This window comes from Dictyobacter kobayashii (genome assembly GCF_003967555.1).
GTDB classification, from domain to species: domain Bacteria; phylum Chloroflexota; class Ktedonobacteria; order Ktedonobacterales; family Ktedonobacteraceae; genus Dictyobacter; species Dictyobacter kobayashii.
On sequence record NZ_BIFS01000001.1, the window covers coordinates 1233215 to 1248158 of the forward strand.

The following is a 14944-nucleotide window of genomic DNA, read 5'->3' on the forward strand; positions in this document are numbered from 1 at the left end:
ACCCATGATTATCATTGATAGAACGGTTAAGAAACATGTCTCAATCTTTGGGCAACGGCAGAAATGATAGTCAACCATTGCTGAGCACAACAAGTGCTCGGCTGGTTGCTGTCAAGATAAAATCTGCCAATAAAAATATCTTCCGGGCTCTACTCAGTCTTGCCTCAGCCAACTTACTGATTCGCGTTATGGGTCTCTTGAATCAGGTGGTGGTAACTGCTAAATTTGGGCAAGATCAACATATGGATGCATACTATGTGGCATCCCTTATTCCAACAACGCTTGCACCGATGCTGGCCAGCGCGCTAGAGGCTTCGGTCATCCCTGTCTATTCACGGCTCCGTACCAAGGGTACGCGTGAACAGGCATCCAAACTCTTTAGCACGCTGCTCAACCTGCTGATCGTGCTCTCTATTGGGATCACCATTCTTCTGCTCTTCTTCAAAACAGAGTTGATGACGCTCCTGGCCCCAGGAACACGCGCCTCGACCCTGTTAATAGCGCAGGATCTGACCCCCTTTATCTTTCCAGTACTGGCGCTGATGACACTCAATAGCTTTATGGAGTGTCTCCTTAATGCTGAAGGCAAGTTTGGCTGGCCGGCCTATGCGGGTATGCTAACGCCTCTGACCACGGCTACCGTCGTGCTGGTCGGTGGCAATAGCTTTGGCGTACTGATGCTCTGTATTGGGACGCTGCTAGGACAGTTGCTGCAACTGGGTGTCATTATTTACCGCGCCCATAAGTCACAGATCGTCTATCGACCTGTGCTGAATTTGAAATTACCTGAACTAAAACCGATCATGAGCGCGGCCTGGCCGGCGCTCTTCGGCGGCTTGATCAGCATGGCAAGTCCATTTGTGGATACTATCTTCAGCTCGTATCAAAGCGCGGGTACCATCGCGGCGCTGAATAACGCGCTCAAGTTAAATGGTGTACCTACGGGCGTGCTGTTCGCGGCCGTCGGTCGGGCCGCCCTGCCCTATCTAGCCAACCAGGCCGCCATCAAAGATATGAGGGCCTTCAAAGGAACGCTCCGTCTCTATCTATGGATAGTGGGCATAGCTACGCTGGCCCTGACCATTTTCATGACTTTTGGGGCCCGCCTGATTGTTTCTGTCATCTTTGAGCACGGCCATTTTACAGCGAAGGATGCTAATACAACCTCCTGGATTCTGGTTGGCCTATCAATCGGTCTGCTCCCGACCGCCATCGGCTTCATTGTGTCACGAGCATTCAGTGCGCTGGGCAAAACACGCGTCTTGATGGGTGTGAGCATCTTTAGCGTCTTTGCCAATGCCGCCTTCGATGCCTACTTTGGGCGCATATGGGGAGGGTTCGGTATCGCATTTGGAACCTCCCTCTACTACTTCTGCACCATGATCATTTTGCTGGTTACACTACGCATGATGATTGGAAATTTGAATTTGCTAACCCCACCCAAAGAATTGCTAGATATGCTCTGGAAGGTGGGAATGGGTCAATATTACATTAAGTGGGTCAACTGGAAGGAAAGCGGTATGAGAGATTTTGGCCTGACTCATGCTTTCCGCAAAAAGGTACTGCAAATCGTCTTTGCATTGGCCGTTTTTGCAGCCGGGGCTGCTGGTGCCGTGCAGAATGGTACCCTTACGGTACGTATTGCCTTTGGCTCTCTCGTTGTTTTCGCGCTCTTACGCTATCAGTATCTGTTGGTTCTGGCCTGGGCCTGTATTAATGTCTTTATCGGCTCAAACCTGCCATTATTTAATGGTAACAACCTGCTCTCTGGCTTAACATTACCGACCCTTTTGCTCCTCTTTTATGTTCCAACCAAAGAGGCCTTTCAGCGTCTACCAGCGCTCCCGGTCTGGCTGTTCTACTTCATCTGGATCTTGTTGGGTATGGGCATTTCGCCAATTGCCTTGCAGGAATTTATGACCATCTGGACGACCCAGTTGGACTTCCTGGCGGTCAGTGTTCTGGTTGTGCTGGTAATCGATTCGCGCAAAAAGTTGCTCGGTTTTGTGGATGCGATGATTGCGCCGGCCATCTTTATCGCGCTCTATGGCTTGTATGGCTTCGCAACCCAGCAGCATGGTGTGGTTGATCCAACTACTGGCTACTTCCGTATTAGCTCGATTTTCTATGATACTCCACCAACCCTGGGTCTCTATCTCTCGGTGCTCATTCCGATCACTATCTATCGTATCTTTACGATGCGTAGCTTCCTGAAAATATGTGCAGGCATCGCTGTCTTACTCTTGCTGATGGTAGCACTGGGACTTACCTTTAATCGAGGTACATTGCTCGCCGTAGCCATTGGGCTGGTGGTTACTGTGCTATTCCTGCCTTCTAGTAAGATGCGTGGCATTGCCTTTGGTGCTGGTACTGCTATCGTGGGCCTGGTCTTTCTAGGCACCACACTGGCCAATATCCCTATCCTGAGCCGCTTTGCCAATAGCGATATCTCATCGCTCAATGGGCGCACCTATCTCTGGCAGGCACTGATCGATCACTTTGATCCCGCACAGATCCTGGGATATGGTCTGAAGTCTTCGGATGTATTGCTCACCCAGCTACAGGTTGGTTTTGGTGGCGGCGTCATTGCAACCGCGGCCCACAATATCTATCTGGAAGCAATGTTTGAGCATGGCATCATCGGCCTGATCCTTATGTTGTTCGGCTTTCTCGCTTTCGGCTGGTGCATATTGAAGAAGTACTTCACCGGTAAAAGCTTTGATCAAAAGTTGTTACTGGCGATTGCTTTCGGCACGCTGGTAAGTATTGTTATCCAGGGATACGAGTCGAATGACATCTGGAATCAGGGAGTTGGTATCTACTTCTTTATTCTGATGGCGCTGCCATTTGCTCGCTATTGGGATAATGAAAAACCGTCAAGCACAACGCTTGAGTCTGAAGTACAGGAACAGGTTGATCCTGTTAATGAAGAAAATGCTCTGACCGAACAGGAAGAACTGGCGACGGTCTGAGTAAGAAAATAGCAATATACCATTCCCTGACCAGGGAAACCGCTAGCGGTAAAAAGCAATCGTTAATGTCGCTTAAGCGCGTCTAGCCGCGCCGCCATAAACGGCTTTCACGATTGCTTTTTGCAGCGTACTAAGGAGAAATTCCGTGGAAAATCAATCGCAGGATCAACTGCGTATTTGTATGGTCGCTTTCTTGTATGCACCAATTATTGGAGGAGCGGAGACACGCGCGGCCAAACAGGCTCATAGACTCCTCGAATTGGGTCATAAAGTCGTTATTGTGACACTACAACATGAAAAAACCTGGCCAAAATCCGAACTGGTGGATGGCGTTCCAGTTATCCGTATTGGTGGATCTTTTAATAGACGTGGCAGATTACGTGTTGGTCGTGTAGGTCATATCCCGATAGATTTCCTGATGTTCCTACAACTATGGCGGATGCGCCAGCACTATGATATTTTGCATAGTATCCAGCTTTCTCCTTTATCGGGAGTGGCTGCACTGTTGGGAAAAATAACCGGAAAACCTGTTATTGTGAGCATCCCCAGTACAGGACCTGGTAAAAAACCTAAACCTGAAGAGGCCATTTTGATGCTGGATACGCTGGCTGGTAAGCTCACTGACACCAGTTTCTTGAAGGTGGACTATGCGGATGTGGTGGTGGGTGATATGCAACATATGCGCAAAACAGCTATTGGTGGCGGACTTATCCTGAATTTCTTAAAAAAATCCGATACATTCTACCAAATTCTTAGCAGTCGCAGTCTCGGCTATATGACATCAAATGGCTTTCGCCGTGAAAAAATTGTACATATTCCTAATGGTATCGAAATTGAAAAATTTGCTCCTGCCCCTGAGTTACGACCTGATCCTAATAAACCTGAGCGTGATATCTTGTGTGTGGCGCGCCTGCAATATCCAAAGGGTGTGGATGTATTGCTCCATGCCTGGAAACGTATGCTGAGTGAGCCGGACGCCTGGCGGGCAAACTTAAAGCCACGCCTGCTGATCGCTGGAACAGGACAGTCGGAGGAGCAGCTAAAACGTCTGGCCAGAGAGTTAGATATAGAAGAGAGTGTGGTCTTCCTGGGATCGCGCAAGGACGTCGTTAACCTACTCCATACTTGCTGGGGCTTTGTGCTGCCATCACGCTGGGAAGGGATGCCCAATGCACTATTGGAGGCCATGAGCTGCGCGATACCCTCTATCGCGACCAATGTGAGTGGCAGTGAGGATATCGTCGAGGATGGCGTTAATGCATTATTGGTAGAACCAGAACAACCAGCCGAACTGGCGATAGCGTTGCGGCGCTTAATATCCGATACAGAGCTGGCTCAACGTTTAGCTAAAGCCGGGCGCGAGACAGTCATACGCGACTATCAAATGACTCATATTGCTGATAAATTTATAGATTTCTATCGTAAAATACTTCATAAGGAGTCCCCAACCCCTTCTAAGGTTCTGGAGGGCGTAGGAGAAAGTTAATGATGGAACATAAACCACGTATTTGTATTGCTATTACTACTTTTTATCCCTATGTCGGTGGCGCGGAAACACAGACACTGGCCCAGTGCCAGCGTCTTATCGAATCAGGTTATCAAGCTCAGGTCGTTACTTTTCGCCATAAACATACCTGGCCACTCACCGATACGCTAAAAGGGGTGCCTGTGAAGCGTATCGCTGGTTCACTGCTGGGTAAACGCGATAAATTACCACGCATGGTCCAACGCCTGCTCTATTTCCTGGCCATGTTTGTCATGGCTGCTACTATCTGGCGTGAGCGCAAGAATTTCGATGTCTTGCAGGTCTGTCAGTTCAGTCTCCTGGTACTCCCACTCGCTGTTGTCTGCTATTTCGCTAAAAAACCGATGACGATCATTGTCATCAGCGCGGGTGCGGAGAAGCCAACCAAAACGAATGAAGCGGCCAAATTGCTAGCTGGCCCCCTTGATCCTACCCTCCCATGGTTGCAGGTCGATGGGAAAACCTGGATAGATGGTGATCTCTATGGCCTCAAATCGGCCGGTAAGGGAGTGGTAAGCCTTACACTCAATTTGCTTAAGCATATCCATGCGGTGGTCATCGTACTTAGCAGGCGCTCGGAACGCTACTTAAAAGATAATGGCTTTGGTGAGCTGGATACGCAGCTTATTCCTAATGGCGTCGATATCACACGCTTTCACCCGGCCGCCGATACTATCATCACTGAACAACGGGCTAACACGGTGGTGTGCGTCTCTAAAGCACGCTGGGAAAAAGGATTGGATGTGCTACTTCAGGCCTGGCGCATCGTACAAGAACAAAAGCCGGATGCTCGCCTGGTTATTGTGGGCAGCGGGCCCGTACAACCTCAGTTGGAACAATTAGCCGCCGCGCTCAATATCAAAGAGAGTGTGGAATTCGCAGGCCTGCAAAGCGATGTACCGGGACAATTACATCGAGGCTTGATCGGCATTCTACCGTCACGTTGGGAAGGGATGCCCAATGCCCTGCTGGAAGCTATGGGCAGCGGTCTGGCCTGCATAGCTACGCGGGTCAGTGGTAGCGAGGACGTCATTGAACATGGTGTCAATGGCTTGCTCGTTAAAAGCGAAGACTACGAAGCGATGGCTCAGGCCTTGCTCACCTTGCTGCAGGATCCTCAGCTAGCCAAACAGTATGGGGCAGCCGCCAGTGCGCTTATCCAGAGATCATATACACTCGAACATGTTTTAAGCCTATACACATCGATTTACCAGCGCCTCACAACAAACAATCAACAGCTTTCCGAAGATGTCACGCCTTCAAAAGCGCTCATAACGCCAATAAGGATACACTTCAATGAGAATTGGATTTGTAAATGGGATGTGGAATCAAATGGAACAACTTGTTGATACCACAATGTCCAAATCTTCGATCGCGGCCCAGATGACGTAGGGGACGCTGGGTGGGTATCGTAGACATACGAGACCACAGCAGTCGCTTGGTATGCGCGCCTCTTTATTATTGATTTGCCGGAGCCATGCCCAATTTTTATAACGTAAGATACAGTAAGTTGATCGTTTTTATGGCGAATCTATATAACTACCAGGAACTGAGCAAACCTGTCGCTCCGCAACATGTCCGCACTCGAAGTGTCCAGAAGCCATAGATATCTGAAGGTCATTCAAGTTGGATCGTCATTTTAAATGTGATGTAATGAATATGCGAAAACTTCGTTGATACATGTGCCAAATCATGTATGCGGGCAGATGGACCTAGGACTTGCGGTGATGGCGTAGACAACGAGTACAACAGCAGCGCTTGGTATGCGCCGCTCTCTATTATTGATACTGGCCGGTAGCCAACAGCCAATTTTTAACGAGATCACAGTAAGTTGACTCGTTTTCACATGGCGAATCTATAACTACCAGGAACTGCAGCAAACACTGGGCCACCAATCCGCACCAACGCGATACGGAGACATTCTACATGCTATGAAGAATAGCGATGATTTGTCATCATTTGCGTGGATGTTTACCTTTGCGATCTGGATATCAACGCAACGTCTATTGCAGCCGCGACGCTTGTAAAAAGCGCTTAATACTACTGGATGGACAAAACTGATCTTTGGTTCTGAGATTAAGTCAATCCTGGAGGCTGGAGTTCCACGTGAGGTTAATCCGCTGGCGCTGGACGAATTCCTTGTCTATCGCTATGTGCCTTCCCCATTAACGATGTTCAAGAATATTATGAAGGTGCCCGCCGCCCATGTGCTCATTTATGAGGATGGCAAGGTCAGCACGAAACGTTATTGGGATATCTCATTTGCCCATACCTGCAACGACGATGAGGCGACCGCCGTTGAGCGGACACGCCACTTACTGGAAGAAGCCACCCGTATTCGCTTGATGAGTGAAGTCCCCTGGGCGCCTTCTTGAGCGGGGGTCTGGACTCCAGTGTGGTGGTCGGTATGATGAGCAAATTGATGACACAGCCGGTTAAAACCTTTTCAATTGGCTTTGAAGAAGACTCCTTCAACGAGCTACCTCACGCCCGCAAAGTAGCCCAACATTTTGGCACTGATCATCATGAGTTCTTTGTTAAATACGACCTGGTATCGATCTTGCCACAATTGGTGTGGGATTATGATGAGCCATTCGCCGACTCTTCTATGCTCCCGACCTATTATGTCTCGAAACTGGCGCGGGAACATGTGACCGTTGCCTTGAGTGGCGATGGTGGTGATGAGATTTTTGGCGGCTATGAACAATATCGACGTGAATATCAAATCTATCAGATCCCGCGCCTCTTACGTGGTACCATGGCACGCGCTTCATATCTGTTGCCCGATAATGTGCGGGGCAAGAAACGCTTGCGCACCTGGCTACGGGATTATGGTACACGCAGTATTGAGGCGGCGATGCTCTTCCCTGATTATACACGAGCAGAACTCTATAGTAACGATTTCTATCAACTGGTAGAGGGACACATGCCCTTCGAACGCCACCTGGGCCTCTATCATGCCGTACAACATCTCAATCCTACTGCCCGCATGCAGTATGTCGATACGCTGACCTATCTCACCGATGATATCCTCGTCAAAGTGGACAAGGCCAGTATGTTCAATTCACTGGAGACACGCGCTCCACTGCTCGATCATCACCTGGCAGAATATGTGGCGTCATTGAATCCTTCACTGCGCGTCAATAATGGGCGCATCCGTGAGGGTCATGGCAAACACCTACTCAAGAAAGTAGCCAGTGAATTGCTGCCACCCGAGATTTTGGAGCGTCCTAAACGCGGTTTTGCAGTCCCCATTAACAATTGGTTCCGCACCGATATGCAGAGCTATGCCCATGATGTACTGAACTCGAGCAAAGCAAAAGGGCGCAATATCTTCGACCAGAAGATGCTCGACAATTTGCTCCGCACCGATGGAGGCGGCAAAACTCTGACCAATCATAGTGAGGTACTCTGGTCACTACTCTGTCTGGAATTATGGTTCCAAACTTATATGGATGAACCGGGTCAGACGGCAGCAAAAACTAATACAGCTACAAGATCATCTTCTTATACAATCAAAAAATAATGAGTGAGGAAAGGGCACGTTTATGTGCGGCATTTGTGGAATTTATAACGCACACAGCGGTGAACCAGTCTCCCCGCAAATAATAGATGCAATGACTCGTTTAATTGAACACCGTGGACCAGACGATAGTGGAGCACACATCGATGGTCCACTCGGCCTAGGTTTTGCCCGTTTGAGCATTATCGATCTCAGCGGCGGCCACCAGCCGATGTGCAATGAAACAGGCGATATCTGGATAGTCTTTAATGGTGAAATCTGGAACTATAAAGAATTACGTAAAGATCTGCAGGAAAAAGGCCATATTTTTCAGACTCATAGTGATACCGAGACGATCGTGCACGCCTATGAAGAGTATGGAGTCGATTGCGTGGCGCGCTTACATGGTATGTTTGGCTTTGCGATCTGGGATGGACCACGTCAGCGTCTCTTGCTGGCACGCGATAAGGCTGGAAAAAAGCCTCTGTACTATACACACCTGAATGGCAATATCGTCTTTGGCTCAGAGATTAAAGCTATCCTGGGACATCCAGCGGTTAAACGTGAAGTAGATGTGCAGGCCATGGCTGATTTTCTTAGCGTCCGCTATGTGCCAGCACCAGCTACCCTCTTCAAAAACATTGCCAAGGTGAAACCAGGGCATTGGGTCCTGTTTGAAAATGAGACGATGAGGGAAGAGTGTTATTGGGATTTCAGCTTTAAGAAGACTGAGAAGCACTCCATTCCAGAATACCTGGATGGAATTAAACAACATGTGCACCGGGCCGTTGAGGAGCGCATGATGGCCGATGTACCGGTGGGTGCCATGTTGAGCGGTGGGGTCGATTCCAGCATTATTTCTGGCATTATGAGCACACTCACGTCACATAAGGTGAAAACCTTCTCGGTGGGCTTTGATCATCCTGATTATAGTGAACTTCCCTATGCACGTATGGTGGCCGATCACTTCGGCACCGATCATCATGAGCTGGTCGTCAGTTCTTCGGATCTCACCCAGTACTGGCCATTATTAACCTGGCATCGCGATGAGCCGGTCAGTGAGCCCTCCGACCTGGGCGTCTACCTGGTCTCCAAGCTGGCACGCCAGCACGTCAAGGTCGTTCTCTCAGGAGAAGGGGCGGATGAATTGTTTGCAGGCTATCCCAAATACGTCGTGGACTGGATGGCGCGCTATTACCATATCCTGCCTGCTCCGGTACGCAATCAAGTTATCCAACCATTGTTGGAGCGCTTACCTTATAGCATGCGCAAACTCAAGACGGCTGCCCGCAATATCTCACAACCCGCACCACAACGCTGGATGAACTGGTTCGGCATCTTCAATGGTCCGTTGAAAGAACAGTTGCTAGCTAATGAGACCAAGATGGCCATTAACCTGGATGCCAGTCGCGAGTTCCAACACTGGCTCCAACAAAATCCACAGCGCGACGACCTCTCATCTATGTTGTATCTGGACACAAAAATCTGGCTCCCGGACAATCTGCTGATGAAGGGCGATAAGATGACCATGGCGGCTTCGCTGGAATCGCGCATTCCAATGCTGGACTATAAACTTATTGAATATGCAGCCAGCATTCCATCTGAAGCTAAAATCAAATCGCTTAAAACCAAGTACCTGTTAAAAAAGGCCTTCTCCAATTTCTTGCCAGAGCAGATTCTGACACGTAAAAAGATGGGCTTCAATGTCCCAACTGGCATCTGGTTCCGTGAGGGCCAACGCGATCTGATTAGCAAGCTTTTGCTCTCAGAGCGTATACGCGATCGTGGCTATTTTAACAACGCCTATATCGAGCAAATGGTGCGTGATCACCTGAGCGGTAAAACAAACTACCAGGCTCAGATTTTCACCCTGGCCAGTCTGGAACTCTGGTTCCGTATCTTCATTGATACACCTGACCTGAACAAACCGCAGGGATCAGTTGAAGAGCTGCTCGCGGAAGAATCCTATGCGTCCATTGTATAGGCAAGCAATTACAAGCTTGCTGAGACAGCGTAAGCAGTCGATTTCGTGCCCTACTATCCCGAAAGGATTTACGATAGAATGCCCAGGAAAACAGTTACTCCATTCCGTGTCCTGATGGTCACTGGTATCTACCCGACGGCTGAAAAGCCGCATGCGGGCACCTTTGTCAAAAGCCAGGTTGACTCGTTGATCGAGGCGGGTCTAGAAGTTGATGTACTCCATCCTAAGGTCGGTATCCCATCACCTTTGCGTTATGCCTCCGCTCTCTTACAGATCTGGCGTGCAGCCCTGAGCGGTCGCTATAACGTGATCAACGGACAGTATGGGCTATGGTGTGTGATCTGCCGCTTCCAATGGGGTATCCCCGTGGTAGCATCATATCTGGGAGATGACATTCTGGGAACCGTGACGGCCCAGGGAGGCCATAGCTCTAAAGGTAACTTTGTGGCCATGCTGAGTCGCCAGCTCTGTTACTGGGTTGAAGCAGTGATTGTGAAGTCGGAGCAGATGAAAAGGGAGACGCGTGGTCCCCAACAAAAAATCTACGTTATCCCTGATGGAGTCAACTTCTCGCAGTTCCATCCTGTGCCACGTTCAGAGATCCGTGCAGAGCTTGGCTGGGACCAGAACAAATATTATGTCCTCTTTAGCAATAACCCTAACATCCCGGTGAAGAATTATGCCCTGGCGAAAGCAGCCGTTGAGCGTGTACGCGACAAAGGGGTTGATATTGAGCTGGTAGTGGCCACGGGCCTGCCACACGCAACGGTGGTAAAGTATATGAATGCCAGTAATGCCCTGATCCTTTCGTCGCATGCCGAGGGCTCCCCAATGTGGTGAGAGAAGCCATGGCCTGTAACGTTCCAGTAGTAGCCACCGATGTCGGCGATGTGCGTGACGTGATTGAACGTACAGAGGGCTGCACCGTTTGTACGCCCAATAGTATTGAAGAGATGGCCGCCGGAATTGAGGTGGCCCTCGCCCACACAGAACGCACCACTGGACGTGCTGATACCCAACACCTGGATAGTAAGGCGATCGCCCAGCGGATCATTGATGTCTATGAGAAAGCCAGCGGCCTGAAGATTCCCGCCAAACCACGACAGAGTTACCAGTGAAGGAGACAGCTTATGCCCAGGAATAAGAAAGTGCTTCTCCTGGTAGAAAATCTTTCGGTTCCTGCTGATCCACGTGTCTGGCGCGAGGCTCAAACCTTGCGCCAGCATGGATATCAGGTTAGTATTATCTGTCCACGAGGCGAAACACGCGATACCGAAAGTTATGCCTGCCTGGATGGTATCTTCATCTACCGCTACACCCTCGACACTACGATCAACAAATCAACCGACTATATCCGCGAATATATGGTAGCGATGCTCAATACGCTGCGCTTAAGCTTCAAGGTCTGGCTGCGCCATGGTTTTGACGTCATCCATGCCGCCAATCCCCGGACACTTTTTTTGTACTTGGAGTACTCTATCGTCTCCTGGGAAAGAAGTTTATTTTCGATCAGCATGATCTGGCACCAGAAATGTTCGCCATCAAATTTCAGGGGCGCATGAAATTGATTCAACGTTGCCTGCAGTTGTGCGAGACCCTCTCGTATAAGACCGCCAACCTGGTTATTACAACCAATGAATCACAGAAACGCAATGCCATCAAGCGTGGCGGCTGCCCCCTGAAAAAGTGATCGTCGTACGCAATGGACCAGACGATACCCGCTTTACCGTTCTCACACCTGAACCAGAGCTCAAACGCGGACATCCTTATCTACTGGCCTATATTGGCGTCATGGGCTCGCAAGATGGGGTCGATTATGTGCTTTACGCCCTCAATGAGCTGATCAATAAACGTGGACGCCAAAACATTGGGCTGGTCCTAATGGGGGATGGTGATCAGTTAAGCTTGCTGAAAAATCTGACCCAGGATCTACAACTAACAGACTACGTTCACTTTGCTGGCTGGGTTGGCAAGCACGATCTCTTACGCTATCTCAGCGTCACAGACATTGGTCTCTGTCCCGATCCTAGCAATCAGCTTAATGACCACAGTACGATGCTCAAAACCATGGAGTATATGGCCATGGGACTACCTATTGTAGCCTTTGATCTGCTGGAGACGCGTTACTCCGCACAGGAAGCGGCGCTCTACGCAACGGCAAATCGAGTAGAGGATTTCGCGGATAAGATTGAGCTCTTACTGGAAGATGCAGCCCTGAGGGAACGGATGGGTTCCTATGGTCGTAAACGTATCGAAGATGAGCTCAGCTGGAACCAGACCTCTAAACATCTTGTGCGCGCTTATCAGCGGCTCTTTACGCCTGGGATGCAAAGCAGTATTGAGGATGCCAGGAAACGCCTGTAAGAACGATAGAGGCAGAAGTGCCATCGGTTGCTGATAACATCTCTGTACCAGCAACCGAATAGCGTTAATTAGCTTCTGAGCAAGATTCTAGCGGAGTAAGCCGGTAAGGTAAAGCTATGGTCGAGCTTATTGCCATAGGGATCGACATATGTAGCGGAACCACTGGTGGTGATCTGTGTATCAATATTATTCGGATTGAGCACGACCTCGCCACCAGTGAAATCTCGCCAATAAGCATTCTGGGACTCATACATGTCGCTCTTGGCGCTGCCAATATTTGCCTTTAATTCTGGAAATTCATTGGAATAGCCATAAGCTTTATAGCCTGAAATATTAATAGATGCCAGGCGTTGATTGCACATCAAATATGAGGCATAGATCCATTCGGTATCCGCTGGCGCCAATTTTTTCTGTACCTGGTTAACAATAAAAAATGGCTTCCCCATAGCCTGGACCGCATCAATATACTGCACCAGATGCAACCAATCACTGCCAACCAGGGTATGGTTGCCAAAATGAGTAAAGCTACTTTCGTTAAGCACGCCATCGACATGTGCCAGAACAGTTTGTGAGGTTGGAGCATGAACTGTGACGACACCGGTGCTGAAATTACCGATCAAGAGCAAAGGATGTGGTAAGGAATGCACTACAGTCTGCATATGGACAACCCAGTTCGCCATATCTGTCTGCCAGTGTACATCGTTGTTATTGCCCGTATAGAGTTGCACCCAGTGACCTTGTTTATCAAAATGGCCGCAGGCGCCAAAAATATTTTCCATATCGATATTATCGACCGCCAGAGCATCATAACCAGCCTCGCTGGCAGGCTGCACATAGTTCTCTATCTGCCACTGCACAACCGCTGGATTGGTAATATCAAAAGGGATATTTTTGTCAGAATATTCCAGGGCCGGGGTCTTTTGATCACATTTATACAGAATCCAGTCGGGGTGCACCTGCTGCCAATAAGCCAGGGTACCAATATTACTCTGGTCGAAAGCACCATCATCTCGATGGATCGTCATATAGTAGCTCAAGACGATATTGGGATTAGCGGTGCGATAGGCGTCCATATGATCCTGGCGCGCTCCCCAAACAAAATCATAGTTGTTGGCGATCGCCGTGGGATCTTTCACGCGATAATCAAAGACCAGCACCGAATGGATATTCTTACTGGTATCGATGAATGGACGCGTCCCTTTAACAGGATTAAAATTAGTGCATTGGGCTAAGTGGCAAACAGGGACCTGCAGCCCAACCGGCGCGGATGCAGGGCTATCTCCTGGAGTCGCGGGCCTGCTAGAAGTGGGTGTCGCCAGAGTACAGCTACTTAACAAGGCGGCCAAACAGAGTGCCAGAAATAGCGATAGCGAGCGTTTAATACATGGACGTCTAAACACCAGGGGTTCCTTCTATATATTCACAAAAAACAATATTCATACAATACCAACCGTCCAAGTTACAAGATAAAATATAACATAGCAATAAACAGGCGGCATATGCCAATTTGGGCCCGATATGGTAAAGTAGAAATTGTTACAAGCTCAATTTATGCGAAGAAAGGGGATGTGCACAGTCTTTTCTTCTTAATAGAAAGTACTAGTGCCACATGTTTTTATTATGAGTTCAGCACGCTATTTAGTTACAGGTGGAGCAGGATTTATTGGTTCACACATTACCGCGACACTCCTGAAACAGGGAGAAAATGTTCGCATCTTAGATAATTTTTCCACTGGCCGTGAGAGTAATCTGCAAGCATTTAAAGGGTTACCTGGAAACGTCGAGATAGTGCGGGCAGACATTCGCGATCTCGAAGCAGTCACACAGGCAGCGCAGGAGGTTGAAGTCATCTTTCATCAGGCGGCCCTGGCCTCAGTCCACGTTCAATTGCAGATCCGGTGCGCTCATTGGAAGTCAATGTAAACGGTACCCAGAATGTGCTGGTCGCGGCCCGCGATGCAGGTGTGAGACGAGTGGTCTTTGCCAGTTCCTCATCGGTTTATGGCAATACACCTACCCTGCCGAAACACGAAGGGATGCCCACCGCACCAATGTCACCCTACGCGGTTCATAAATTAACCGGAGAGCTGCTCTGCTCCGTCTTTACCAGCATCTATGGCTTAGAAACCGTGGCTTTGCGCTACTTCAACGTCTTTGGCCCACGCCAGGACCCCAAGTCTGAATACGCAGCCGTTATTCCTCGCTTCCTGACCGCCCTGCTCAATCACGAGCAGCCGATTGTCTTTGGAGATGGAGAACAGACACGCGACTTTACCTTTGTCGCCAATGTTGTGCAGGCCAATCTCAAGGCAGCGACGGCACCAGACGCGGTAGGACAGGCCATGAATATTGGTTGTGGTGAGCGCATCTCGCTCAACGAAGTACTACAGATTGCCGGAGAGTTATTAGAAACCAGTCCGGACATCGACTATCGCGATCCTCGTCCTGGCGATGTCAGAGACAGCCTTGCCGATATCAGTAAAGCACAGCGCCTGCTCGGTTATGATCCCCAGATCAAGTTCGCCGAAGGTTTATCGCAGACGCTGGATGCCCTGCGTGTAGGTATCGTGTAATAAAAAAACGCTTACCAGAGCACC

At 49.3% G+C, this 14944-nt stretch carries 12 protein-coding genes and 1 pseudogene; 12 read left to right on the plus strand and 1 reads right to left on the minus strand.

Annotated features, from left to right (window positions below; genetic code table 11):
• Window positions 1–35: 35 nt before the first annotated feature.
• The 11 genes from EL645_RS05520 to EL645_RS40715 all read left to right on the plus strand — a co-directional run bounded on the left by EL645_RS05520 (window position 36) and on the right by EL645_RS40715 (window position 12347).
• A complete protein-coding gene (locus EL645_RS05520; protein ID WP_126549097.1) occupies window positions 36–2972 on the plus strand; it encodes a lipid II flippase MurJ in 2937 nt (978 codons plus the stop codon).
• 145 nt (window positions 2973–3117) lie between these two features.
• Window positions 3118–4458: a glycosyltransferase family 4 protein gene (locus tag EL645_RS05525; RefSeq protein WP_126549098.1), complete on the plus strand. Its 1341-nt coding sequence runs from the start codon at window positions 3118–3120 to the stop codon at window positions 4456–4458.
• Window positions 4458–5846 (plus strand): glycosyltransferase family 4 protein, encoded by a 1389-nt coding sequence (locus EL645_RS05530; RefSeq protein WP_126549099.1) that lies wholly within the window; start codon window positions 4458–4460, stop codon window positions 5844–5846. Before EL645_RS05525 ends, EL645_RS05530 begins: the two co-directional genes overlap by 1 nt.
• Window positions 5847–6557: 711 nt before the next feature.
• Window positions 6558–6872: a hypothetical protein gene (locus tag EL645_RS46315; RefSeq protein ID WP_503827026.1), complete on the plus strand. Its 315-nt coding sequence runs from the start codon at window positions 6558–6560 to the stop codon at window positions 6870–6872.
• Between the two features lie 35 nt (window positions 6873–6907).
• Entirely contained in the window at window positions 6908–8023 is a 1116-nt protein-coding gene (locus tag EL645_RS05540; RefSeq protein WP_246035519.1) for an asparagine synthetase B family protein, read from the plus strand.
• Between the two features lie 22 nt (window positions 8024–8045).
• Window positions 8046–9983, plus strand: coding sequence for an asparagine synthase (glutamine-hydrolyzing) (gene asnB, locus EL645_RS05545; RefSeq protein WP_126549102.1), 1938 nt, complete (start codon window positions 8046–8048; stop codon window positions 9981–9983).
• A gap of 78 nt (window positions 9984–10061) precedes the next feature.
• Complete coding sequence (locus tag EL645_RS05550) at window positions 10062–10823, plus strand: glycosyltransferase (protein ID WP_126549103.1); 762 nt, start codon at window positions 10062–10064, stop codon at window positions 10821–10823.
• Window positions 10824–10831: 8 nt separating this feature from the next.
• Window positions 10832–11101 (plus strand): glycosyltransferase, encoded by a 270-nt coding sequence (locus tag EL645_RS05555; RefSeq protein ID WP_126549104.1) that lies wholly within the window; start codon window positions 10832–10834, stop codon window positions 11099–11101.
• Window positions 11102–11113: 12 nt separating this feature from the next.
• On the plus strand, window positions 11114–11545 hold the full coding sequence (locus EL645_RS40710) for a glycosyltransferase family protein (RefSeq protein WP_218031746.1): 432 nt from the start codon (window positions 11114–11116) through the stop codon (window positions 11543–11545).
• The gene (locus tag EL645_RS43950; protein WP_281276261.1) at window positions 11542–11673 is read left to right on the plus strand and encodes a hypothetical protein; all 132 of its coding nucleotides are present in this window, start codon (window positions 11542–11544) and stop codon (window positions 11671–11673) included. The genes EL645_RS40710 and EL645_RS43950 overlap by 4 nt, the downstream gene beginning before the upstream one ends.
• On the plus strand, window positions 11670–12347 hold the full coding sequence (locus EL645_RS40715) for a glycosyltransferase family 4 protein (protein ID WP_218031747.1): 678 nt from the start codon (window positions 11670–11672) through the stop codon (window positions 12345–12347). The genes EL645_RS43950 and EL645_RS40715 overlap by 4 nt, the downstream gene beginning before the upstream one ends.
• A 68-nt stretch (window positions 12348–12415) precedes the next feature.
• Here the strand turns inward: EL645_RS40715 and EL645_RS05565 are convergent, their stop codons facing one another.
• Complete coding sequence (locus EL645_RS05565; protein ID WP_126549105.1) at window positions 12416–13747, minus strand: putative glycoside hydrolase; 1332 nt, start codon at window positions 13745–13747, stop codon at window positions 12416–12418.
• 220 nt (window positions 13748–13967) lie between these two features.
• On the opposite strand from EL645_RS05565, the pseudogene EL645_RS05570 reads away from it, so the two are divergent.
• Window positions 13968–14920 (plus strand): annotated as a pseudogene (locus tag EL645_RS05570) (SDR family oxidoreductase).
• Window positions 14921–14944: the final 24 nt, after the last annotated feature.

Excerpts from the sequence above, each read along its gene's own strand:
- EL645_RS05520 (WP_126549097.1), top strand. The coding sequence starts at position 36 with ATGTCTCAATCTTTGGGCAACGGCAGAAATGATAGTCAACCATTGCTG.
- EL645_RS05530 (WP_126549099.1), top strand. The coding sequence starts at position 4,458 with ATGATGGAACATAAACCACGTATTTGTATTGCTATTACTACTTTTTAT.
- EL645_RS05540 (WP_246035519.1), top strand. The coding sequence starts at position 6,908 with ATGAGCAAATTGATGACACAGCCGGTTAAAACCTTTTCAATTGGCTTT.
- asnB (WP_126549102.1), top strand. The coding sequence starts at position 8,046 with ATGTGCGGCATTTGTGGAATTTATAACGCACACAGCGGTGAACCAGTC.
- EL645_RS05550 (WP_126549103.1), top strand. The coding sequence starts at position 10,062 with ATGCCCAGGAAAACAGTTACTCCATTCCGTGTCCTGATGGTCACTGGT.
- EL645_RS05555 (WP_126549104.1), top strand. The coding sequence starts at position 10,832 with ATGGCCTGTAACGTTCCAGTAGTAGCCACCGATGTCGGCGATGTGCGT.
- EL645_RS40710 (WP_218031746.1), top strand. The coding sequence starts at position 11,114 with ATGCCCAGGAATAAGAAAGTGCTTCTCCTGGTAGAAAATCTTTCGGTT.
- EL645_RS43950 (WP_281276261.1), top strand. The coding sequence starts at position 11,542 with ATGAAATTGATTCAACGTTGCCTGCAGTTGTGCGAGACCCTCTCGTAT.